General features: G+C 42.5%; 21 protein-coding genes. 10 read left to right on the forward strand and 11 right to left on the reverse strand.

Features of this window, described 5'->3' with window-relative positions; genetic code table 11:
- Positions 1-10: 10 nt before the first annotated feature.
- Positions 11-349, forward strand: a complete 339-nt coding sequence (locus tag H6G96_RS02890) for a carbon dioxide-concentrating mechanism protein CcmK (protein WP_190910059.1) — start codon at positions 11-13, stop codon at positions 347-349.
- A gap of 2 nt (positions 350-351) precedes the next feature.
- On the opposite strand, the gene H6G96_RS02895 is transcribed toward H6G96_RS02890, so the two are convergent.
- The 5 genes from H6G96_RS02895 to ffh form a co-directional block, all read right to left on the reverse strand.
- Positions 352-756 (reverse strand): ChuX/HutX family heme-like substrate-binding protein, encoded by a 405-nt coding sequence (locus H6G96_RS02895; protein ID WP_190910060.1) that lies wholly within the window; start codon positions 754-756, stop codon positions 352-354.
- Positions 757-793: 37 nt separating this feature from the next.
- Positions 794-1,747: a PhoH family protein gene (locus H6G96_RS02900; RefSeq protein WP_190910061.1), complete on the reverse strand. Its 954-nt coding sequence runs from the start codon at positions 1,745-1,747 to the stop codon at positions 794-796.
- Positions 1,748-2,219: 472 nt separating this feature from the next.
- On the reverse strand, positions 2,220-2,660 hold the full coding sequence (locus H6G96_RS02905; protein WP_190910062.1) for a KH domain-containing protein: 441 nt from the start codon (positions 2,658-2,660) through the stop codon (positions 2,220-2,222).
- Complete coding sequence (gene rpsP, locus H6G96_RS02910; RefSeq protein WP_190910063.1) at positions 2,617-2,883, reverse strand: 30S ribosomal protein S16; 267 nt, start codon at positions 2,881-2,883, stop codon at positions 2,617-2,619. The genes H6G96_RS02905 and rpsP overlap by 44 nt, the downstream gene beginning before the upstream one ends.
- Positions 2,884-3,011: 128 nt before the next feature.
- Complete coding sequence (ffh, locus tag H6G96_RS02915) at positions 3,012-4,478, reverse strand: signal recognition particle protein (RefSeq protein ID WP_190910064.1); 1,467 nt, start codon at positions 4,476-4,478, stop codon at positions 3,012-3,014.
- Between the two features lie 484 nt (positions 4,479-4,962).
- Here ffh and H6G96_RS02920 point away from each other — a divergent pair, with 484 nt between their 5' ends.
- Positions 4,963-5,124 (forward strand): hypothetical protein, encoded by a 162-nt coding sequence (locus H6G96_RS02920; RefSeq protein ID WP_190910065.1) that lies wholly within the window; start codon positions 4,963-4,965, stop codon positions 5,122-5,124.
- A gap of 251 nt (positions 5,125-5,375) precedes the next feature.
- A complete protein-coding gene (locus H6G96_RS02925) occupies positions 5,376-6,020 on the forward strand; it encodes a PEP-CTERM sorting domain-containing protein (RefSeq protein WP_190910066.1) in 645 nt (214 codons plus the stop codon).
- 254 nt (positions 6,021-6,274) lie between these two features.
- Here H6G96_RS02925 and H6G96_RS02930 read toward each other — a convergent pair whose 3' ends face one another.
- From H6G96_RS02930 to H6G96_RS02940, 3 genes are read right to left on the reverse strand one after another with little or no spacing between them, the layout of a single operon-like run.
- The gene (locus H6G96_RS02930; protein WP_190910067.1) at positions 6,275-6,760 is read right to left on the reverse strand and encodes a hypothetical protein; all 486 of its coding nucleotides are present in this window, start codon (positions 6,758-6,760) and stop codon (positions 6,275-6,277) included.
- 53 nt (positions 6,761-6,813) lie between these two features.
- The gene (locus tag H6G96_RS02935) at positions 6,814-8,196 is read right to left on the reverse strand and encodes an aminopeptidase P family protein (RefSeq protein WP_190910068.1); all 1,383 of its coding nucleotides are present in this window, start codon (positions 8,194-8,196) and stop codon (positions 6,814-6,816) included.
- 47 nt (positions 8,197-8,243) lie between these two features.
- Positions 8,244-8,489 (reverse strand): hypothetical protein, encoded by a 246-nt coding sequence (locus H6G96_RS02940; RefSeq protein WP_190910069.1) that lies wholly within the window; start codon positions 8,487-8,489, stop codon positions 8,244-8,246.
- A gap of 300 nt (positions 8,490-8,789) precedes the next feature.
- Between H6G96_RS02940 and H6G96_RS02945 the strand changes: the two genes are divergently transcribed.
- Positions 8,790-9,590, forward strand: coding sequence for a PhzF family phenazine biosynthesis protein (locus H6G96_RS02945; protein WP_190910070.1), 801 nt, complete (start codon positions 8,790-8,792; stop codon positions 9,588-9,590).
- A gap of 159 nt (positions 9,591-9,749) precedes the next feature.
- Positions 9,750-10,190 carry a DUF4332 domain-containing protein gene (locus H6G96_RS02950; RefSeq protein WP_190910071.1) on the forward strand — a complete coding sequence of 147 codons (441 nt, stop codon included), beginning with the start codon at positions 9,750-9,752 and terminating at the stop codon, positions 10,188-10,190.
- A gap of 72 nt (positions 10,191-10,262) precedes the next feature.
- Here the strand turns inward: H6G96_RS02950 and H6G96_RS02955 are convergent, their stop codons facing one another.
- Complete coding sequence (locus H6G96_RS02955) at positions 10,263-10,877, reverse strand: TetR/AcrR family transcriptional regulator (RefSeq protein WP_190910072.1); 615 nt, start codon at positions 10,875-10,877, stop codon at positions 10,263-10,265.
- 308 nt (positions 10,878-11,185) lie between these two features.
- Here H6G96_RS02955 and H6G96_RS02960 point away from each other — a divergent pair, with 308 nt between their 5' ends.
- The 3 genes from H6G96_RS02960 to H6G96_RS02970 all read left to right on the forward strand — a co-directional run bounded on the left by H6G96_RS02960 (position 11,186) and on the right by H6G96_RS02970 (position 15,248).
- Entirely contained in the window at positions 11,186-12,772 is a 1,587-nt protein-coding gene (locus H6G96_RS02960; RefSeq protein WP_190910073.1) for a pitrilysin family protein, read from the forward strand.
- A gap of 78 nt (positions 12,773-12,850) precedes the next feature.
- Positions 12,851-14,335, forward strand: coding sequence for a pitrilysin family protein (locus H6G96_RS02965; protein WP_190910355.1), 1,485 nt, complete (start codon positions 12,851-12,853; stop codon positions 14,333-14,335).
- Positions 14,336-14,600: 265 nt separating this feature from the next.
- Positions 14,601-15,248: a Uma2 family endonuclease gene (locus H6G96_RS02970; RefSeq protein ID WP_190910356.1), complete on the forward strand. Its 648-nt coding sequence runs from the start codon at positions 14,601-14,603 to the stop codon at positions 15,246-15,248.
- A gap of 143 nt (positions 15,249-15,391) precedes the next feature.
- Here H6G96_RS02970 and rpmB read toward each other — a convergent pair whose 3' ends face one another.
- Both rpmB and htpG read right to left on the reverse strand, forming a co-directional pair.
- Complete coding sequence (rpmB, locus tag H6G96_RS02975) at positions 15,392-15,628, reverse strand: 50S ribosomal protein L28 (RefSeq protein WP_100900070.1); 237 nt, start codon at positions 15,626-15,628, stop codon at positions 15,392-15,394.
- 184 nt (positions 15,629-15,812) lie between these two features.
- Positions 15,813-17,801: a molecular chaperone HtpG gene (gene htpG, locus H6G96_RS02980; RefSeq protein ID WP_190910074.1), complete on the reverse strand. Its 1,989-nt coding sequence runs from the start codon at positions 17,799-17,801 to the stop codon at positions 15,813-15,815.
- 347 nt (positions 17,802-18,148) lie between these two features.
- Here htpG and H6G96_RS02985 point away from each other — a divergent pair, with 347 nt between their 5' ends.
- Both H6G96_RS02985 and H6G96_RS02990 read left to right on the forward strand, forming a co-directional pair.
- Complete coding sequence (locus H6G96_RS02985) at positions 18,149-19,474, forward strand: AAA family ATPase (protein ID WP_190910075.1); 1,326 nt, start codon at positions 18,149-18,151, stop codon at positions 19,472-19,474.
- Complete coding sequence (locus tag H6G96_RS02990; RefSeq protein WP_190910076.1) at positions 19,471-21,237, forward strand: tetratricopeptide repeat protein; 1,767 nt, start codon at positions 19,471-19,473, stop codon at positions 21,235-21,237. Before H6G96_RS02985 ends, H6G96_RS02990 begins: the two co-directional genes overlap by 4 nt.
- The last annotated feature ends 145 nt before the right edge of the window (positions 21,238-21,382 follow it).

A 21,382-nucleotide genomic window follows, 5' to 3' on the forward strand; every position in this document is an offset into this window, starting at 1 on the left:
TGGTTATAGCATGACATTGGCACTAGGCATGATTGAAGTTTATGGCGTTCCCACAGCAGTGGAAGTGGGAGATGCTGTGTGTAAAGCTGCCCGTGTAACCCTTGTTGGTTATGAAAATACAGATTTGGGACGAATTACCGTGTTAATTCGAGGGGTTGTAGGCGAGGTAAATGTGGCGGTGACAGCAGGACTAAAGGCGGTGCTGCGAGTTAACGGCGGCGAGGTGATTTCTTATCATATTATTCCCCGCCCTCACGAAAATTTAGAATATGTTTTACCGATTCATCGCAGCGTTAATGTGGAGCAATTCAGTGCAGATATCCGATTTCCTGCACCCCTATCAGGTTAGCTTTAAATTTCTGCTGGTAAAGGCTGCCAAATATCCCCATACTTCTCTTTTAGAGTCTGCCAAGCTTCCACCTGCCCGGGTTCATATTCGCCAGGTTTACCCCATTGTAAAAACAGGCTTAAAGCAGGCTCTTGTTTATCATCTAAAAACCGGATAGCATAGGTTGTAAAATTACCCCTTTTCGCTTCACCTGTTTCAAATTTCACTTGAGTGATTTTGTCCATATTCAAGTGAAACTCAAAGCCTTCGGTATGCATATTCGCGTACTTACCTTTAGGCAATTCTGCATAAAATAGCTTTTCAATTTTTCCCCGTGCTTCTAATACAGCAGCGCTGCTAGTAACAATTAGACGCAAAGTACCAAGAGTTTCACAAGCGGCTAAAAATTCTTTCAAAGTAGTACTCATAAATTGTTATCCTTTGTTATTTGTTGATTCCCAATCCCTATTTTTCGTATTGTTCATAAGCAGCAACAATACGCTGAACTAAAGGATGGCGCACAACATCTTTTTGGGAAAATTCGCAAAAGGCAATGCCTTCAACGTGTTTTAAAATTTGTAAAGCTACTCCTAAACCCGATTGTTGGTGAAGTGGCAAATCAGTTTGTGTCATGTCGCCTGTAATCACCATCCGCGAACGGAAGCCCAAACGAGTCAAAACCATTTTCATCTGGGCGGGTGTAGTATTTTGAGCTTCATCCACAATTACAAAGGCGTTGTTGAGGGTGCGTCCTCGCATATAGGCTAATGGTGCCACTTCAATCACACCGCGTTCCATTAAGCTAGGTATTTTTTCGGGATCAATGAATTCATAAATAGCATCGTAAAGTGGGCGAAGATAAGGGTTAACTTTTTGCTGTAAGTCTCCAGGTAAAAAACCAAGCTTTTCACCGGCTTCGACGGCAGGGCGAGTTAAAATTAACTTTTCCACTTGGTTGGCAAGGAGTGCTTGTACAGCAACAACAACGGCGAGATAAGTCTTACCAGTACCAGCAGGTCCAATCCCAAAGGTGAGGTCACGTCTACGCAGTGCCTCGATATATTGACGCTGACGGAAGGTTTTGGCACGGACTTCTTCACCTCGGCGACTTTTGGCAAGGACATCTCGCTGTAAATTTTGCAGTTCCCCTTGCCGATCGCTATCTATAGCTTGACGAGCTGTTAAAATATCGGCACTGGTGATGGTATTGCCTTTAATCCAGAGGTCTTCAAGCGATCGCACTAATCGAGAAGCCAGATCAATTTGTCCTTCAGTACCAGAAATCAGTAATTCCTGTCCGCGTAGCACTAAAGTGGCTCCTGTTTGCCGAGATAGGATTTTGAGATTTTCTTCTCCATCTCCCGCAAGAGCGATCGCACTGGGAATATTGGGCAGCTGAATTGTTAAGGCACCTGCCATAGTATTTTTTAATTGGTGAGGATCTGTTTTAGACAAAGGTTAATGTTTTGTCGCTAAAGGCGAAATTAGGCTTTTTTACTTAACATTACATTTTGGAAAAATCTTTGCAACAAATTAATCGGTTGTAGGGGCATACAGATGCGCCGCTAATGGTCAAAAAGAGGAAAAGGGGCAGGGGCGGGGAGCAGGGGAGAATCCCCATATATGAATATATTGGGTCTGAAGTAAGGACGTATTATTTCTCGTGTTACACATCTTGAAATAAATACTTTATACTTTTAGGCATAAATTTAGTTGCTCTCTAACCTTTGTGGCAGGGTAATTCCAGTATCTTTCTCCCTGCCCCCTGCCCCCTGCCTCTTAGGTGAAGAGTTCAAAAAAAGATCCAAAAATCTTTTTGCTACTTTCCATCTCTACAAAAATTCTGAGCGGAGGTAACCACAACCGCTCAGACTTGCTCTCTAGTTTTGACCTAGCGGAGGCGGGGTTTAACAATGGGTCTAGGCCCATCATTTCCACGCGGTTCTCTCCTAGTCGGCGGTGGCGATCGCTCTTCTGTGTCTTCATCAAAAGACATACCTTCGCGGCCCGGCGTAGTGCTGCCGTAGATATCCAGATATACTGATTGCCCAGCAGCAGCTGCTGCTGCGGCAATTACTGTACGAATCGCCTGAATATTGCGTCCCCCTCGACCAAACACTTTTCCTTTATCTGTGCTTTCAAAGGCGATGCGAATCCAAGCCCGGTTGAGGGCCTGAGAAATTTCACAATCGACGCTTAAAGTTTCTGGAGATTCCAAAAACGGCTGCACTAAAAACTGAACCAGCCCAACATAGTTGGGGCTAGCTGTTGGGGATATTGTTCCGGAATTATGATGCGGCTGTAGCTGTGGCACTGACCTGTTCAAAAACATTGGCTTTTACTAAAATGCGACGTACCGTGTCAGTGGGTTGAGCGCCTTGTTGTAGTCGCTTGACGATGGCGGGAACGTCTAATCGCACTTCATCGGTTCTGGGGTTATAGAATCCCAATTCTTCTAGGGGACGGCCATCACGGCGAGCGAGGTTGTTAATGGCGATAATACGGTAACTTGCTTCCCGCTTTTTACCGAATCGCTTTAAGCGCAGTTTGATCATGGTTGAAGAATCATTCTCCTAATTGGTAAGTATGCCGAAATGCTAATTTTAGCACTCGTCTAGCATTTGGTGCTATTAGTTATTAGTCATTAGTCATTAGCAAATTACCAATGCCCCGTGCCCAATAACTAAAGATTGCCGAAGCCTTTTTTCTTTTTATCTTTGGGTTTTTTCTTTTTCGTGCCTGCATCGCCACCATAGCCACGCCATCCGGGGGCTGCGGGACGATTGCCTGCACCTGCGAAGGCGTTGCCCATACCGCCGCCACCACCGAACATTCCCGGCATTCCGGGGAAGCCACCTTGACCCATTTGCTGCATGAGCGATCGCATTTTTTGGAAATCACCCACCAATTTAGTTACATCTGACTCTCTATAACCGGAACCAGCAGCAATCCGCCGCCGCCGACTGGGAGAACTGGCTAATAAATCGGGGTCGTGGCGTTCTTGGCGAGTCATGGAGTTAATCATGGCTTCACAGCGCTTAAGCTGGGTTTCTCCCTGCTTTAACTGATCATCTGAGAGCTTGTTCATTCCTGGGATCATCTTAATGAAACCTCCCAGAGAACCCATGTTCTTCAGCATCCGCAACTGCTTGAGAAAGTCAGTGAAGTCAAACTTCGCTGACAAAATTTTCTCCTGCATTTTCTCGGCATCTGCTAAGTCAAACTCTTCCTGGGCTTTTTCTACCAGGGTTAGCACATCGCCCATTCCCAAAATCCGGGATGCCATGCGATCGGGATAAAAGGGTTGCAGTGCCTCGACTTTCTCACCCACGCCCACAAACTTAATTGGCGCTCCCGAAATCTTTCGCACTGAAAGCGCTGCACCACCACGGCTATCACCATCTAACTTGGTGAGAATCGCCCCAGTAATTCCGATCTGCTCGTGGAAGGTGCGGGTAAGATTAGCTGCCTCTTGACCAGTCATCGCGTCCACCACCAACAGAGTTTCATGGGGTTGGACAGTTGCTTTGATGCGGGCTAATTCCGCCATCATATCTTCGTCAATTTGCAGGCGACCAGCAGTATCAATAATTACTGTGTTTACACCTTCAGCTCTAGCGCGTTCTACACCTTGTCGAGCAATTTCTACGGGATCTGCGTCGCTTCCTAGTTCAAATACTGGTACGTCAATTTGCTTACCCAACGTCAGCAACTGGTCGATCGCTGCTGGGCGATATACGTCTGTTGCCACCAACAAACAGCTACGCTCTAATTTTCTCAAATGTAAGGCTAATTTAGCGGTAGCTGTGGTTTTACCAGTACCTTGCAACCCAGCCATCAACACAATAGTAGGCTGTTCCTTGGCTTCTGCGATGGGAACATTTTCTTCTCCCATCACCTCGACTAGTTCATCGTGAACAATTTTGATGAACTGTTGGTCAGGTCGCACGCCGGTAACCACCTCGGCTCCCTGGGCTTTGGCTTCGACTTCGCTAATAAAATCTTTGACTACCTGGAGATTGACATCTGCCTCCAACAAGGCGCGGCGCACTTCGCGCAATGCATCTTGAATGTTGGATTGAGAAATTTTGTCCTGTCCCCGCAGTTTTTTCCAGGCGGCTTCTAAACGGTCAGATAGAGCATCAAACATAATGTAATTACAGGTAGTTCGCCAATGGGGAATCTTGAACCGCCGATGAATGCGATTCCGAATTTCCGCTAAATTTTAAACGTGCTATTTACCAGCTTAGTAGTTTTCACGGCGACTGTAGCAACCAGATACCTACCTTTATTGAATATGAAAAAAGATTGACTTGCCGAGAACTAGCGGACTTCTTAGTAGTATTAGAGTGTTACTAACTTGATTAATCAAGTTAAATGTTCTTAGTCTTACTACCATAGTGTAGATAAATTAAAGATTTTCTCTTTTACTTGGTATCTTTTGTTGTAAGTAATGAAATGATTAATGCCTTACACGCTTGTTAGATAATTAGCAAGAAATTGATTTGGCAACGTCGGTAATATTACTTGATGGATATAGGTTGTAACCTATGTATTGCGTTCGCCTCAATTTAGCCCAACGTAAAATCAATATATAGTTGGTAGTTACACGTAAGGGTTATTACCTGTAATTCATGCCTCAAATTCTTCTATATTTATACAATGGCTCACTGTATGGCAACGGGAAAATTGTAGGTATTGAGCCGAGATACGTATCTTGGCTCAATCTCGCGATCGCTTACTGCGATTTTGTGTCCAAGGCAGCACAACAGTATTTAATACTACTAGCGCTCTAAATGCGTAATTCTAACAATATTAAGAGTTGAGGTATTGACGTAAAGGAACTCCTCAGACTTTATCAAGAGATTAAATAAACGGCAATTGTTTAAATCTACGATAAAAATAATACCAAAACTTAGACAAATAAAAAGAGATACGCATAAGATTCAAAGTATGAAAGTAGTAACTATTATTCAAAAGTAAATACTCAGTAACTACTTACATCAATAGCAATTTATCTGAATCAAAGTTTCAAGCAAAGTCAAAAATGAAAAAAAGTTTTTCTTTCATATCAGCTTCAGTTTTATTATTTACTGGAATTACTTGTGCTTCAATTGCTGCACCAGTATATGCTACATCAAATGCCAATCAAACTTCTTCAGCAATATGTCAGCTTAGTGATATTTCACTTGGAGGAGTTCTCGCTACAGCTTGTGAAGGCCCAATTGCTGGTAATGACACAGGGGACAAAGGTAGTTTGCTCCCTGACTTAAATAATGGTCTGTTTAGCAGCTTTGTTGGTACTAATGTGAAATGGAGTTTAGCTGGCAAATCTGATGAGAATCCCTTTGCAATTACAGCAGACAATAAATTGAGTTCTGGCACATGGCGTTTGGGAGAAGCATTAGCCAGTAACACGTTCGTAGTTAGCCTCAAGGCAGGTGATGCTTATACTGCTTACCTATTCAAAGATTATGATTTCTCTAAAGGTTTAACGGGAGTATTCAATACCATCGGTGTTGCTTTAGAGGGCAATGGAAAGGCAGGAAAAGAGTTATCTCATGCCTCGTTGTTTGTCCCTAAAACAGGGACAAATCCCCCTCCTACTTCCGTACCTGAACCTGCTTCTTTGTTGGGTCTTGGTTTAGTAGCAAGTGGAATGGTAATGGTTCGCCGCCGTCGCGCTATCTAATTACACGTTCTTTCCCAATTGGGAACGAGCCGCAGTAGAAATTGCATTCCAAACTATATTTCCGCAATTAATGCTATTACTGCTTTTACAAGATATTGAACGCCTGAAAGACTTGGCGCTAAGTCATGGAATTGACATCCAAGTTTCCAGGTGCAAGATATGAGCTACCCCTTCCCTACTAGGGCAGGGGTAAATTTAAAGCCTTTCCTGTGCACGTGGTCTATTAATCTCAAAACTGTTGTAAGAGTACCCTTTTATGATTGAGGTGCTGTTGGTTTTGAGAGCTGTTGTTGGTAAAAGCGAACAACTTTTTGCACATAGTCAGCTGTGAAACCTTTGTCACAGCCTATATAGCTACCAGTCATCCACCAACAAGCTGCGCCACGCACAGATGCAATTTCATTATTATTGGTGGTACGGAACTGATTGGTTAACTCACGGCGTGTAATACAGGATACAACTTGGCGGGCGATCGCAGGACTGTTTTCAAACTGCATCGGTGTTAGTTCTCGTTTGAGACAAGTTCTTGACCAGCCTTTGAGGGTTTCTGGTTTCACTTGCCATTCGCTGTAATATCCATCATTGGGATTTTTTGTCTGCGGTGCAGCCTGTCGCAATGCCTCTACCATCGCCGCAACTTGGGTATCAGAAACTGGCTGCTGTGCTTGAACTAATAATGGTAATAATCCGAAGGTGACAATAACTCCGTTGAGTAGTAATCCTATGGTTTTTTTGATCATAAGTTAACATCCTATGCTTTTACGCTATCAATTAGCAAGGCATGATCCACAGATTAGGAACCTACTAAATTTTCTATAGTATCGGCATCATTCGGTAATGCGGCGGTTAAAACTTCGCTACCTTCTGCGGTAACTAAAACATCATCTTCGATGCGGATTCCGCGCACATCGGCAAATTCAGATAAACGCTGCCAATTCACTACATTTTGATATTTTGAGCGAACATTGGCATCATTTAAAATTGCTGGTACTTGATAAAAGCCAGGTTCAATTGTGACTAACATTCCTGGACGCAAAGGACGATTTAAACGGAGGTAGCTTAAGCCAAAGCGATCGCTCCTTTCACGTCCCTCTTCATACCCTGCTAAATCACCCAAATCTTCCATATCATGCACATCTAAACCTAGTAGATGACCAATACCATGAGGGAAAAACAGCGCATGGGCATCCATCTCTACTAAATCTTGGGGATTTCCTTGTAAAATGCCTAAATCTACTAAACCTTCAGCTATGATCGTGGCAGCTAGCAAATGAATATCCCCATACTCTACACCAGGGTGTATTCTGGCAATGCAAGCATCATGGGCTGCCAGCACAACATTATAAATATCTCTTTGGGTGGATGAAAACTTACCAGAAACTGGCCATGTACGAGTGACATCAGCAGCCCAACCCATCTCAGTTTCAGCGCCAACATCGGCAAGTAATAAGTCATCTGGTTGTAGAGCGTGGTGATAGTGTTCGTTATGCAAAACTTCACCGTGAACGGTGACAATACTAGTGTAGGAAGTTGTCATATTGTGGGCAATAATTACCCCTTCCATCGCTGCCCGAACTTCTGCTTCTAGCTTGGCTTTAGGTGTTGCTGCCATACCAGCTTTGTGCGCCTCAACAGTGACAGCCGCAGCTTTTCGCAACTCGGTTAATGCAGCTTGATCATGAGTGAGGCGGAGAGAAATGATCGCCTTAGCTAACTCCAAGTCAATTCCTTGGGGAGGACTTTGTGGTAAAACCCATCTATTTAATAGCTGCGATTGTTGCGTCCAAGTAGCTGCATCTTGTACGGCAAGTGTGGCGGCATCTTCTAGCCAAGACTCTAATTCTGCCATTGGCCCTGCCACATCCGCCCCTATATTCTGGGCTATTTCCTCGCGCGTTGGCATTTCTCCATGCCAAAGGGCGCTGCTGGGTGATGGATCGTCCATGAATAGTTCTAGCTTGCCCGCTTCTAGACGAATTGCCGCCTTTGATAATGGCAGTCCGGCAAAATAGAGGAAATGACTGCTTGCGCGAAACGGAAAGGTATTTGCTAGAAAGTTACGCGGACTGTTGCTACCTGACCACAGAATTGCTGGAAAATTAATGAGGTTGGCTAGTTTTTGTCGGCGGAAGCGTAAAGTCTCGATTAGGGAAGTAGAACTTTGTTGGATCAGCATAAATGGAAACTCAAAGAGAAAGATAAAGGTTATAGCTTTGCCTTTATTTAGTCGTTATCGTCATCGTCTTCATCATTCTTGCGATCATTATTCTTGCGATCGCCATCATTGTCGTCATCATCTTCGTCGTTCTGGTTAGGTTGCGGGACTGGTTTTTGTTGCTCAGTTGGAGCAAGTGGCTGCGGTACATTAAGACCACAACTAACTAATCCTCCAAAAATTAACGCTAAGTTGACAGCAGCAAAGATGCTTCTAAAGATTTTTATCGTCATGTTTCCATTTTGCTTTGACATTGACCCTAGTTTTTAGAGATTGTATTTTTAATTTATCAGGTACTGTATATAGCGGTTCTCGTTTGGATGTAATATGCACTTTAAGATTAGAGTATGTATTCCACGCTATTGAGAACCGCTATGGACGCAAATCATCGTAACTAGTACAGGACGGCGGAAATAAGCAGACCATTAAAAAGTCCTAAACACCTTACTCCATAATACTTTTGACTTTTGACTTCCGCCTTGCGGTACTAGTGGCATAAATATCTCATGCACTCTTGATAAATATAATGCTGTCTAATTTTTCAGGTGACTCTGATGGGACAAATCATTACCCAGGTTGATGCTTTTACCAATACACCTTTTGCAGGCAACCCTGCTGCTGTCTGTGTTTTGCCTACTCCCCAAGACGATTGCTGGATGCAGAATGTGGCGCAGGAGATGAATTTATCTGAGACGGCTTTTTTAGTTAGACAGGATGATGGCTTCAATCTGCGTTGGTTTACGCCCGCAGTAGAAGTACCGCTTTGTGGTCATGCAACTTTAGCTAGTGCCCATGTACTTTGGTCAGCGGGGCATTTGTCACAGAATGAAGTTGCGCGTTTCTATACTAAAAGCGGAGTGCTGACTGCTAAGTTGCAAGGTGAGTGGATTGAGTTAGATTTTCCTGTGAATCATTCACAAGCAACAGTCGCCCCGCAAGAACTCAAGGCTGCTTTGGGTGTCCCATACAAATCTGTTTTCTTGAATTCCTTGGGCTATTTAGTAGAATTGGCATCTGAAGATTTGGTACGACAAATACAGCCAAATTTTCAAATGTTGAAAACGTTACCTATTTCTCAAATCATTGTCACCAGCCTCACCCACCCTGATTCTGAATATGATTTCGTCTCTCGCTTCTTTGCACCGGGTTTAGGGGTTGATGAAGACCCCGTAACTGGTGCGGCCCATTGCTGTCTCGCTTCGTTCTGGCGTGATCGCTTGCACAAAAATGAATTATTGGCTTATCAGGCATCCAGTCGTGGTGGGGTGGTAAAGGTGTATTATGACGGAGGCGATCGCGTCTTTCTTCGCGGACAAGCGGTAACTGTTATGCGAGGTGAATTAATTACCGCATAAGGTCATGAGCTTCATGCAATCCACTATAAACGAGCTAAATTTGAAATATTTTTTTACCGACAAGGCGATCGCGTCTTTATCACTATCACTGAACAAGCGATAACTGTTATGCGAAGCAACTGTCACAATATTTAAAGAAACCTATATTTAATTTCAAAAATGTCTACTAAAAAGACAAATAACCGAAGTCCTATTACCTCTCGTGATTGGCCAATTGAGCAATTACCTGGACTGAACCACGAGGAACAATCTCAACTGCAATATTGTGGGATTACTAGCACAGTAGCGCTAGTCAAACAAGGGAAAACTCTAGAGACAAGACTAGCGTTAGCAAATAAACTACATATTCATCTTCAATATGTAAATAAATGGATGGCTTTAGCTGATTTGGCGCGTATTCCTAGTGTAGGCATACAATATTGTGGTTTATTGCTCCATGCAGGTATTGGTTCTGTAGCACAGTTGGCTCAGACTCCCACTCACAGATTGCACCAACAAATTATGCGCTTGCAGGTAGCAACAATGCAGCGACGAGATTTATGTCCACCAATTGAGCTAGTACAACAGTGGAGTCAGCAAGCGAAAGCAATTATTAGTTAAAAGTTAGGAATTAGGAGTTAGGAGTTAAGATAATTCCTAATTCATAACTCCTAACTCCTAACTTTTAACTCCTCACTCCTTGGCTAGAACACCATTAAGGAAGATATCAGCAAGTCCTTCTGCCATTTCCTGCATTTGTTGGGGAGAAGCATCAGGTTCCATAAGGGTATTGTTAGAAAAACCTGCGATCGCAAACATTCCTAAGAAGACTTTGGCAACCAGCTTGGCATCCATTTTGCGATAAATGCCTTTATCCATAGCTGTTTGAAAGAATGCTTCGCCCACATCGGTCATTTTGGTGATGACTTCTAATTGGATGCGATCGCGCAAATCGGGGTGAAACTGCACCTCCATAAAACAAACGCGCATTAAATCGGCATTTTTTTGAAAGTTCCACATCCGGCGACGCATTACCTGAGCTACGGCTTTATAGCTGCCCATTTCACTTAATTCTGTCAGCAAATCTGTGAGAATCTCCACCCATCCACTCGTAGCTACTTCTACCAAAATTGCCTTTTTATTGGGAAAATGACGAAATAGAGTGCCTTCAGCTACACCTGCTGCCTGTGCTAAATCGCGGGTGGTAGTGCCGTCAAATCCTTGAGAGGCAAACAACCGTTGTGCTGCCTGTAAAATCCGGGTACGTGTCTGAGCCTCTGAGGGTGGGGAAGAATTAAAAACTCGCATAACAGTTATGGTGAGATTTCCGGAACAGGATTTGTAGCATTATTGTCTAACGTCAAGTAAAAAAGCTTAAAAAGCTTAATACAACATTAACGTCCTGGTACTAAGTATCTTGTTTTTTAGGTAATGTAACTTTATCTTAATTTTTGCTTATGAACCAGATGAGTCGGTCAATTTGGGATTGGTCAGTTAAAGGAAGCAGAGGGTCACTGAGCGCAGCCTCTCCAAGAGTTGGGAGCCTAAGTGAGACAGAAGGCAGGAAAAACACTGCTCCCTGCTCTCTGCCTTCTGCCTTCGTTGATAAAGTATCTATGATGTTGCGGCGCTTATTTGTCGCTTTGTTGGCTTTGATTATCCTTTGGTGCGGATTGCTGCCAGAAATTGCTTTGGCTCAAACTCAGACAGCACCTCTTCCTCAAAGAGTTCTGCAACCTAAGAAAACTCAAACTCCACCAGTTCAAAGTTCGATTCAACCTTATCTGGATCGAGTGATCAAGCAGTTAACGGAATTTCGCCTCGACAATGGTCTAAAATTTATTGTTTTAGAACGGCATGAAGCACCAGTAGTTTCTTTTCTTACTTATGCAGATGTCGGTGGAGTCGATGAGCCAGATGGCAAAACTGGTGTAGCTCACTTTCTGGAACATTTGGCGTTTAAAGGTACAACGCGCATTGGTACAGAAGACTACAAGGCAGAAAAACCTTTATTAGAAACCTTAGAACGGTTGGATGCCCAAATTCAAGCAGCGAAAGCCGAGGGCAAAAAAGATGAGGTTGCTCGGTTAGAGGCTGAGTTCAAGCAAGTGGAAGCGCAAGCAGCCAAGCTAGTCAAGCAAAACGAATTGGGGCAGATTGTCGAACAAGCAGGAGGTGTGGGTTTAAATGCCAATACTTCAACCGAAGCCACACGTTATTTGTACAGTTTTCCTGCTAATAAGCTGGAACTTTGGATGTCGCTAGAGTCAGAACGATTTCTCGATCCTGTAATTCGTCGTGAGTTTTATAAAGAAAGAGATGTAATTTTAGAGGAGCGACGGATGCGGGTGGAAAATTCACCCATTGGATTGATGGTGGAGAAATTTATTGACACTGCTTACAAAGTTCATCCCTACAGACGGCCGGTGATTGGTTATGACGAAGATATCCGCAATCTGACACCAGAAGATGTCCAAAAGTTTTTTGATACTCACTACGTACCAAGTAATTTGACCATTGCTATTGTCGGAGATGTTAACCCGACTGAGGTGAAAAAACTGGCGCAAACTTATTTTGGCCGCTATGAAGCAAAAACCAAAGCTGTTGAAAAAATTCCGGTGGAACCACCACAACAACAAACACGAGAAGTTACTTTACAGCTACCTTCTCAGCCCTGGTATTTAGAAGGTTATCATCGTCCGGCAATTACTCATCCAAATAATGCAGTTTATGAAATCATTGGCAGTTTATTAAGTAATGGGCGCACATCGCGGTTGTATAAGTCTTTGGTAGAAAAGCAACGTTTGGCGCTAAATGCCCAAGGTTTCAGCGGTTTTCCTGGAGATAAGTACCCAAACCTGATGTTATTCTATGCTCTCACGGCTCCTGGTCATACGGTTGATGAGTTGGCGGTGGCTTTGCGCCAAGAAATTGACAAATTAAAAACTGAGCCTGTAGCTACGGTTGATTTGGAACGGGTGAAAACTCAAGCACGGGCGAGTTTGTTACGTAACCTCAATTCAAATATGGGAATGGCTCAACAATTGTTGGAATATGAGGTGAAAACTGGCTCTTGGCGGAATTTGTTTAAGCAGTTGGATGATATTTCGGCGGTGACGACGGCTGATATTATGCGGGTAGCAAAAGAGACGTTTACGCCGAAAAATCGCACGATTGGGAAGCTTTTGTCGAAAGAAGGATAAGAGAAAAGAACCGCAGAGACGCTGAGGGCGCAGAGGTAGAGAGATATGAAGAAGCACAAGATGAAGGGTCAAAGGCGGATGGCGTTGAAAATCAAGAATGAGAAGGGGTTAATTTATGCTTTGGTAGCTGTTTTTGCGTGTTTACTTTTAACTTGTAATTTTTCTTTGGCAGCGACGGCTGAGGCAAAGCATTACACAGAGTTGCAGCTACCACCGCTACCTGAGATTAAGATACCCAAGTATGAGCGGTTTGTTCTCCAAAACGGCTTGGTTGTCTATTTGATGGAGGATCACGAACTACCTTTGGTAAATGGTACAGCGTTTGTGCGGACAGGAAATCGCTTGGAACCACCACAGAAAGTCGGTTTAGCGGGTTTTACAGGCGCGGTAATGCGAACTGGAGGAACTAAGCAGCATTCGGCTGATGAACTAAACGAGATGTTGGAACAACGGGCAGCATCTGTGGAAGCTAGTATTGGTGAAACTTTTGGTAGTGTTAGCTTTGACGCACTGAGTGAAGATTTAGAAACGGTGTTTGGGCTGTTTGCCGAGGTGTTGCGATCGCCAGTATTTGCTCAAGAAAAGCTAGACTTGGCTAAGACACAGGCTAAGGGTGGCATTGCTCGTCGCAATGACGATCCAGATAGTATTGCTAATCGAGAATTTAAGAAATTGATCTATGGGAAAGATAGTCCTTATGCTCGCACAATAGAATATGCAACGGTGGATCAGGTTGAGCGTGAGGATTTGCTCAAGTTTTATCAGCAATATTTCCACCCCAATAATATGATTTTGGGAATTGTAGGGGATTTTGATGCCAAAAAAATGCGATCGCTCATTCAAGCTAAGTTTGGCGACTGGAACCGCAACCCAGGTATTGCTAATCCCAAATTACCAAACGTTGTAGCAGCCAATACAGGCGGAGTCTTTTTTGTAAATCAACCACAATTGACGCAAAGTAGTGTGCTTGTCGGACATTTAGGCGGACGATTCGATAATCCTGATTATCCGGCGCTGGATGTATTGAATGGGGTTTTAAATGGATTTGGTGGACGCTTATTTAATGAAGTGCGATCGCGTCAAGGTTTAGCATACTCTGTATACGGGCAGTGGAGTCCCCGTTTCGATTATCCTGGGATGTTCATTGCTGGTGGACAAACGCGATCGGATGCTACTGTGCAGTTTGTCAAAGCCTTACAAAATGAAATCAAGCGCATCCAAACTCAAAGAGTAACAGCAAAAGAACTTGCTTTTGCCAAAGAGTCTACACTCAACTCCTTTGTATTCAACTTTCAAGACCCCAGCCAAACCTTATCACGGTTGATGCGATACGAATATTACGGCTATCCTGCTGATTTTCTCTTTCGCTATCAAAAAGCTGTCGCCGCCACCACAGCTGCTGATGTGCAACGGGTAGCACGAGAATACCTCAAGCCAGAAAAGATCGTAACTTTAGTGGTGGGGAATCAAAGCGCCATTCAACCGCCATTGACGCAGCTAGCAGCACAGGTAACGCCGATAGATATAACGATTCCTGGTTCGCAGCCACAGGTGAATAATTAGTTCCATCTTTACTACCTTTTTAAAGGTGTAGGAGCAAGTCTTAATTGAACCAAATCAAATAATTTCCTTAATTATCTGGAAATGGCTGAGGCCAAATTGTAGTAACCAGTAGAAACTAAATCAGGAACCAAAACCTCTGGGAACTCCAGAGGTTTTTTTTTAATATGCTTTTTGAGGAGCGATCGCAGGCTAAACCTCAATAACAAAATTGTTGCATTAACTGGAGTAAGCTAAATTTAGGTTTGAGCTACTGGGAGTGGAAATGATGTTGTTGGAATTAAAGCGCATCTATGTTCCAGCAGGACAAAGAGTGCTACTGCGAGATGTAACCTGGCAGGAATTGGAAACAATTCTAGAGGATTTAGGGGAACACCGTGCAGCACGAATTGCTTATGACAGGGGAATATTGGAGATTATGGCACCACTGCCAGAACATGAAGACGATAAAGAAATTATTAGTGATTTAGTCAAAGCGCTTTTGGAAGAATTAGATATTGAGTTTAGATGTCTTGGTTCTACCACTTTCAAAAACCAAGCAATGGCTCAAGGTATAGAACCTGACCAGTGTTTCTATATAAAAAATGAATCCAAGATTCGCGGCAAGAAGCGACTAGATTTAACAGTAGACCCTCCTCCAGATTTAGCTCTAGAAATTGACATTACTTCCCGCACTCATCCTAATATTTATGAAGCGCTACAAGTGCCTGAGCTTTGGCGTTTTGATAAAGGAAAGCTCCAAATTAATGTTCTGCGAGACGGGTATTATATAGAGTCTCAGCAAAGCCTAAATTTTCCTCTATTCCCACTAATTGAAACGATTCCCCAATATCTAGAGCAAAGTACAACAGCAGGTAGAAATGCAACGCTCAAGGCTTTTCGTCTTTGGGTACAAAAGCAAATACAAAACCAATAACTTATTTCTCTTTTGCTGCCATCAGTATTCAAAATATAGAAAGTCTACTACTCAAGATGTAAGGGCGCACAGCTAACTGTACGCCCCTACAAATTACCTGTATTCCATCTTATGAAAGTCTCAGGTTATAAAATCTACATTACTTAGTAATGATTCAGGTTAATGCCAGCTTCTTTTGCCATTGCTTCTAACCCATTAATTTGTAGGGTTTTGATTGCCTTGGTAGATAGCTTTAACTTCACCCAGCGATTTCCGCCTTCCCACCAAACACGCTTGCTTTGCAGATTAGCGTGCTGAAGCCGTTTTGTACGACGGTGGGAGTGAGAAACAGCAAAGGCGTTATTTGCCTTCTTACCAGTTAGTTCACAGCGACGGGACATAGCAAGTATCTCCAGATTGTTATTTTAATACAGCCTTTCCATTTTAGGTCTTAGGCAACAGAAGTGGAGAAGGGAGTGGGGAGATGAGGGCAGGGGGCAGAGGAGGCAGGCGGACAAGAGGTGACAACTTGAAACAAGTTTTTCCCCTTGTCCCCTTGTCCAATCCCCAATCCCCAACTCACCACTATTTACTTGCTTGTTCCGTCAGTTTAGTGAGTACCTCATTCGATCGCTCGACGAAAGATTTCATTCCTTCAGCGTCAAAGCCCTTCTGAGACATCAGCGCTAGATCGTAGACGTGTTGGCAAATCAAGTTCACTAACTGATCTGTATGCGATTGACCGTCACCTTGAATAATACTACCTTGGTTAATATTTGCCAGATTTTGAATTAGCGGGTGAGCAGTATTCACTAACAAAATGTGATCTTCGGGAAACTCTGCTGTCCCCTGCTGCATCATGGCGTTCATTTCTCGCAGGCGGCGAAGAATCTCAGGTAAAAGCACCATCGCAGGTGGTGTACCTTGAGGATCGTCTGATTTCAAAGCTTCGGTACGAATGTTGAGTTTGGGTTTGTTGAGAGATTTCTCAAATAACTCTTTAATCGTCTCACTGCGGGTTTTGTTCGTCTTAGGATCGACAATTTCCGTAGCTTTATCTTGTTCTAGCAGGGTATTATCTAAATCTGAGTCTACCCGCGTAAACTTGACATCCTGATATTCCCGCTCTAGGAAGTTGATAAAGTGGGTGTCGATGAAGGAGTCCATAAACAGGACTTCCAAGCCTTGATTTTTGTGTAGTTCTATGTATGTAGCTTGGGTTGTTTCATCGGTACTGTAGAAAACCCGGTTTTCGTTACGTTCTTTGTTGCGTTCTAAATACTCTTTGAGTGTGGTGTAAGGAGCAGTGGGTGTTGAGTTCTCGGCACTGGGTGAAGGAGTAACATCTTGCCAAGCATCCCCCTCTGAAGACTGTACTTCAACTGCTGGAGTTTCAGCAGCAGCTTTTTCTGTCAGCTTGGCGGTGGTGCGGAAGACGATGATATCTTCGATTTGTTTTTTGAATTTCTCGTCGTTGAGAACGCCAAATTTTACAAAAGTACCGAGGTCTTTCCAAGCGCTGATGTATTGTTCACGATTATCGCGGAAAAGTTCTTTGAGGCGATCGCCTACTTTTTTGGCAATGTAGTCACCAATTCGCTTCACGGTGCGATCGCCTTGCAAGGCACTCCGTGATACGTTTAGGGGAATATCGGTACTATCAATCACACCCCGCATCGGCATCAGGAATTGCGGGATAATTTCTTCGCAGTTGTCGCTAACAAAAACTTGATTGCAAAATAACTTGATCTGCCCTTTGGTAACATCTACATCCGGCCTCATTTTGGGGAAATACAGAATCCCGTTGATGATAAAGGGATAGTCAGTATTTAAATGTACCCACAACAGAGGTTCTTCTTGAAAAGGATACAGGTAGCGGTAAAACTCTAAATAATCTTCTTGACTTAGATTACTTGGAGACTCTCGCCACGGTGCTTTTTGCTTATTTACTACTTCACCGTCCAGTTTAATTGGGACTGGCAAGAAGTCACAGTAGGTCTTGACAAGATTCTTAATTCGTGCAGATTCAAGAAATTCTTCCTCTTCTCCTTGCAGGCTGAGAGTAATAGTAGTACCACGAGTTGTTCGGGGCGACTCTTCTAGGGTGAAAGCTGGCGAACCATCGCAAGTCCAGTGAACCGCCTGCGCCCCTTCTTGATAGGAGAGGGTATCAATCTCTACCTTTTGCGCCACCATGAAGGAAGAGTAGAAACCAAGACCGAAGTGGCCAATTATCGGTTGATCTGATTTGCCTTCATATTTATGGATAAATTCTTCAGCACTAGAAAAGGCAACCTGATTGATATATTTCTTAACTTCTTCTGCGGTCATCCCGATACCGTTATCGGAGATGGATAGGGTTTTTTTATCTTTGTCAATGGCAATTTCAATTTCTGGTTCGCCGATATCTCCAGCGTAATCTCCGGCGCGGGATACCATTTTAAGCTTTTGGATAGCGTCTACAGCGTTGGATACCAGTTCTCGCAAGAATATTTGGTGGTCTGAGTAAAGCGACTTCTTAATGATCGGGAAAATATTCTCAGTATGAATACTGATAGTGCCTTGTTCTAGCATAATTGGTAATTTTTCGATGTTAGTATCTGAAATGATGATAGTGGCTAATATAGCCTAGCCTTCTGTTTTCCAGGATAAACCCGGAGGAAATAGAAAGGTATGATACCAATTAGGATTTTAAAAGCATAACTTAGGCGATCGCACCTTTTTTGAGCGTTGTTTGCCCCCATTTTCTGATTCGGATTTCCCTACTCCCAATTTTCACCGCAGGTTTATTAACCTAATTGAGACTGTTACCTAAGTACTACTGCCAGTTTTTTCCAACACCAAAAAATAGTGATACGGATAAGTTTGTCCGATTTTTTGATAAATATTCCGAATTTCTAATATTGCAATATTTTTTACCTATGCTTAATAGTTCTGACTTACTCGCAAAACTCTACAATGCCTTTAACCCCTTTGAACCCTTACCCGCAGGTGATCCAAAATATGTAGATTGTCAGGATGTGCGCGGAGATGCGGATATTGAGCAAGAGTTGGGAAATCGGATGCGATTAGCAGATACAAATACTTGCCAATTGTATTCTGGCCATCGGGGTGCGGGGAAGTCTACAGAATTACTCAGGTTAAAGAAATATTTAGAAAATCGAGAATTTTATGTTGTGTATTTTGCTGCTGATGAAGAGGATATTGATTCAGAAGATGCCCAATATACAGATATCCTCCTCGCCTGTACCCGCCGTTTGCTTAAAGATTTAAAAGGAATTGCTAATCCTCGTCCTATACTCAACTGGTTGAAAGGTCGTTGGGAAGATTTGAAAGATTTGGCGCAGACTCCCATAGAATTTGAGAGTCTGGGAGTAGAAGCACAGCTAACTCAATTCGCCAAATTGACCGCAAATTTAAGGGCTGTTCCTGAATTACGCCAGAAGATTCGCCAAAAAATTGATCCTTACACCGTCACATTAATTCAGGTGTTAAATGAGTTTCTGGTGGATGCAAAACAACACTTACCTAATGGCTACAAAAAACTGGCGGTAATTGTCGATAACTTAGACCGAATGGTATTAGTCAAAGATGGAGAACGCACCAACTATGAGGAAGTATTTTTAGACCGTAGCGAACAACTTCAAGCTTTAGATTGCCATTTGATTTACACTGTCCCGATTTCAATGGTCTATTCTACCAGGGCAACAGACCTCAGAGATATCTACGGCGACCCCCAAATTTTGCCGATGATTATGGTAAACACTCTCAAGGGGGAAGTTTACCAGCCAGGACTAAAGAAAGTTAAAGAAGTAATTAAGAAGCGAGTCGGGCAAATTGCACCAGAACTATCACTAGAAACAGAAATTTTCGACAGTTCCCAAACCTTAGACAGACTTTGTTTAATGAGTGGAGGTCATGTGAGGAATTTGCTATTGTTAACTCAAGATGCCTTTGGACGCACTGAAGAGTTACCTGTTTCAGAAAACGCGGTGCGACGAGCAATTACTCAAGCTAGAGATACTTATCGCCGCGCTGTGGAAAATCATCAATGGTGTCTGTTAGCGGAAGTGTCTTGTTCTAAGCGCATTATTAATGATGACTTGTATCGCAGTTTGATGTATAACCGTTGTCTTTTAGAATACCGCTATTTGGATGATGAGGGAGAGATGCAGCGTTGGTATGATATTCATCCATTGATTCAAGGAATTCCAGAATTTAAAGAAGCTGTAGCGAAACTTTCATGAACCCAAATTTAAGTGATTGGGATGATGATTTACCCGCAGAACCAGAAGAAGCTTATCAAGACTTGCTTCGCGCACTGAAGCGGAAATCAGGATTTGGTTTGTTTTTTGTCCAATGTACACCTGTGGAAGCAGACAAGTTCATTGTCAAACTTCCCCAGGAGATTCCGCAGAAGACGATTGCAGTTTTGCGGTTAGTTGAAGCGATTGATAATTTATATGAGCTAGTAGCAGAGTTTATTAAAGACAAGCAAATTGATATTTTATTAATTAAAGGTCTGGAATCTTCTTTATATAAGTATGAAAAAAGAAGTTTTGGGGAAATTACAGAAGGACAATTTAGCAATTTAACCAGTGTTCCGCATATTTTAAATCACTTAAACCAACAGCGAGAACGCTTTAGAGATGACTTTCCCATTAGTTTAGTTTTTCTTTTGCGTTCATTTTCGATTAACTATTTTATTCATCGCGCCCCAGATTTTTTTGATTGGCGTTCTGGGGTATTTGAATTACCAACTACACCAGAAGTAGTAGATGAAGAATCATCTCGCCTACTGGACGAAGCAGGTTATGAAGAATATTTAAAACTTAGCCATGAAAAAAAAATAGAGAAACTTCTAGAAATTAAAGATATGCTAACAGAAAAATTCCAGACAGAAAGCCGGAAGCCGAGTTTACTATGTGAGTTGGGAAAGTTATTAGTTACTGCTAACGAAAATGAACTAGCAATAGCATTCTATAATGAAGCGTTGAAAATTCGAACTGATTATTACCAAGCTTGGTACAATCGGGGCATTACACTAGGAAATTTAGGATGTTATGAACCAGCAATTTCATCCTACGATGAGGCAGTGAAAATTAAGCCTAACTACTACTATGCTTGGTACAATCGGGGAATTATGCTAGTGAATCTAGGATGTTATGAAGAAGCAATTGCATCTTACGAAGAAGCCCTAAAATTTAAACCTGATTATTATGAGGCTTGGAATAATAAAGGTAATTTACTATTAAATTTAGGTGATTATGAAGCAGCGATCGCATCTTATGAAGAAGCGCTAAAATTTAAATCCGATTACTACTTAATTTGGAATAATCGAGGCATTGCCCTAGTAAAGCTGGGACGTTATAAAGCAGCAATCGCATCGTATGAAGAAGCACTGAAACTTAAATCTGATTACCATTTATCTTGGTATGGTAAAGGTAATGCATTAGCTAATTTGGGAGATACTGAAGCAGCGATTGCTTTTTATCAAGAGGCAGTTAAAATTCAACCTGATTACCACTTAGCTTGGTATAGTCAGGGAAATGCACTAGAGAGTTTGGGACGCTATGAAGAAGCGATTGAATGCTACGAAGAGGCGCTGACAATTAAACCAGATGACTATTTAGCTTGGTATGATCGAGGCATTCTACTAGAAAATTTAGGAAACTACGAGGTAGCAATTACTTCCTATAACCAAGCATTAAACATTAAGCCAGATGACTATTTATCTTGGTACGCTAAAGGTTATGCTTCTAAAAATTTAGAACGTTACGAAGCAGCAATTATATCCTTTGATCAAGCACTGCAATTTCAGCCAGATAATCATGAAGTTTGGTACAACAAAGCTTATTGTTATGCTCTCCAAGGTAATATTGAGCAGGCACTAGAAAACTTACAAAAAGCAATTAATCTAGGTGGTGACGAATATCGTGCGATGGCAAAAACTGACTCTTGTTTTGATGCTATGCGAAAAGGTGAGTGCTTTCAATATTTAATTCAATAACTTCTATAAAGATTAAACTAATATAGCGATTATTAATTTAGCGATCACTCACTTTCTCACTTATACTGAAACGACTAACTAAAATCAACAGCGATGCCTATACATTACTAAATATAAAGTTAACTCATCTTCAGGAACACAAATC

It is taken from the genome of Nostoc sp. FACHB-892 (assembly GCF_014698795.1).
Classification (GTDB): domain Bacteria; phylum Cyanobacteriota; class Cyanobacteriia; order Cyanobacteriales; family Nostocaceae; genus Nostoc.

What these genes read in the sequence shown, in the direction of transcription:
- H6G96_RS02890 (WP_190910059.1), top strand. Translation starts at nt 11, where the DNA reads ATGACATTGGCACTAGGCATGATTGAAGTTTATGGCGTTCCCACAGCA.
- H6G96_RS02895 (WP_190910060.1), bottom strand. Translation starts at nt 756, where the DNA reads ATGAGTACTACTTTGAAAGAATTTTTAGCCGCTTGTGAAACTCTTGGT.
- H6G96_RS02900 (WP_190910061.1), bottom strand. Translation starts at nt 1,747, where the DNA reads ATGGCAGGTGCCTTAACAATTCAGCTGCCCAATATTCCCAGTGCGATC.
- H6G96_RS02905 (WP_190910062.1), bottom strand. Translation starts at nt 2,660, where the DNA reads ATGTTTTTGAACAGGTCAGTGCCACAGCTACAGCCGCATCATAATTCC.
- rpsP (WP_190910063.1), bottom strand. Translation starts at nt 2,883, where the DNA reads ATGATCAAACTGCGCTTAAAGCGATTCGGTAAAAAGCGGGAAGCAAGT.
- ffh (WP_190910064.1), bottom strand. Translation starts at nt 4,478, where the DNA reads ATGTTTGATGCTCTATCTGACCGTTTAGAAGCCGCCTGGAAAAAACTG.
- H6G96_RS02920 (WP_190910065.1), top strand. Translation starts at nt 4,963, where the DNA reads ATGCCTCAAATTCTTCTATATTTATACAATGGCTCACTGTATGGCAAC.
- H6G96_RS02925 (WP_190910066.1), top strand. Translation starts at nt 5,376, where the DNA reads ATGAAAAAAAGTTTTTCTTTCATATCAGCTTCAGTTTTATTATTTACT.
- H6G96_RS02930 (WP_190910067.1), bottom strand. Translation starts at nt 6,760, where the DNA reads ATGATCAAAAAAACCATAGGATTACTACTCAACGGAGTTATTGTCACC.
- H6G96_RS02935 (WP_190910068.1), bottom strand. Translation starts at nt 8,196, where the DNA reads ATGCTGATCCAACAAAGTTCTACTTCCCTAATCGAGACTTTACGCTTC.
- H6G96_RS02940 (WP_190910069.1), bottom strand. Translation starts at nt 8,489, where the DNA reads ATGTCAAAGCAAAATGGAAACATGACGATAAAAATCTTTAGAAGCATC.
- H6G96_RS02945 (WP_190910070.1), top strand. Translation starts at nt 8,790, where the DNA reads ATGGGACAAATCATTACCCAGGTTGATGCTTTTACCAATACACCTTTT.
- H6G96_RS02950 (WP_190910071.1), top strand. Translation starts at nt 9,750, where the DNA reads ATGTCTACTAAAAAGACAAATAACCGAAGTCCTATTACCTCTCGTGAT.
- H6G96_RS02955 (WP_190910072.1), bottom strand. Translation starts at nt 10,877, where the DNA reads ATGCGAGTTTTTAATTCTTCCCCACCCTCAGAGGCTCAGACACGTACC.
- H6G96_RS02960 (WP_190910073.1), top strand. Translation starts at nt 11,186, where the DNA reads ATGATGTTGCGGCGCTTATTTGTCGCTTTGTTGGCTTTGATTATCCTT.
- H6G96_RS02965 (WP_190910355.1), top strand. Translation starts at nt 12,851, where the DNA reads ATGGCGTTGAAAATCAAGAATGAGAAGGGGTTAATTTATGCTTTGGTA.
- H6G96_RS02970 (WP_190910356.1), top strand. Translation starts at nt 14,601, where the DNA reads ATGTTGTTGGAATTAAAGCGCATCTATGTTCCAGCAGGACAAAGAGTG.
- rpmB (WP_100900070.1), bottom strand. Translation starts at nt 15,628, where the DNA reads ATGTCCCGTCGCTGTGAACTAACTGGTAAGAAGGCAAATAACGCCTTT.
- htpG (WP_190910074.1), bottom strand. Translation starts at nt 17,801, where the DNA reads ATGCTAGAACAAGGCACTATCAGTATTCATACTGAGAATATTTTCCCG.
- H6G96_RS02985 (WP_190910075.1), top strand. Translation starts at nt 18,149, where the DNA reads ATGCTTAATAGTTCTGACTTACTCGCAAAACTCTACAATGCCTTTAAC.
- H6G96_RS02990 (WP_190910076.1), top strand. Translation starts at nt 19,471, where the DNA reads ATGAACCCAAATTTAAGTGATTGGGATGATGATTTACCCGCAGAACCA.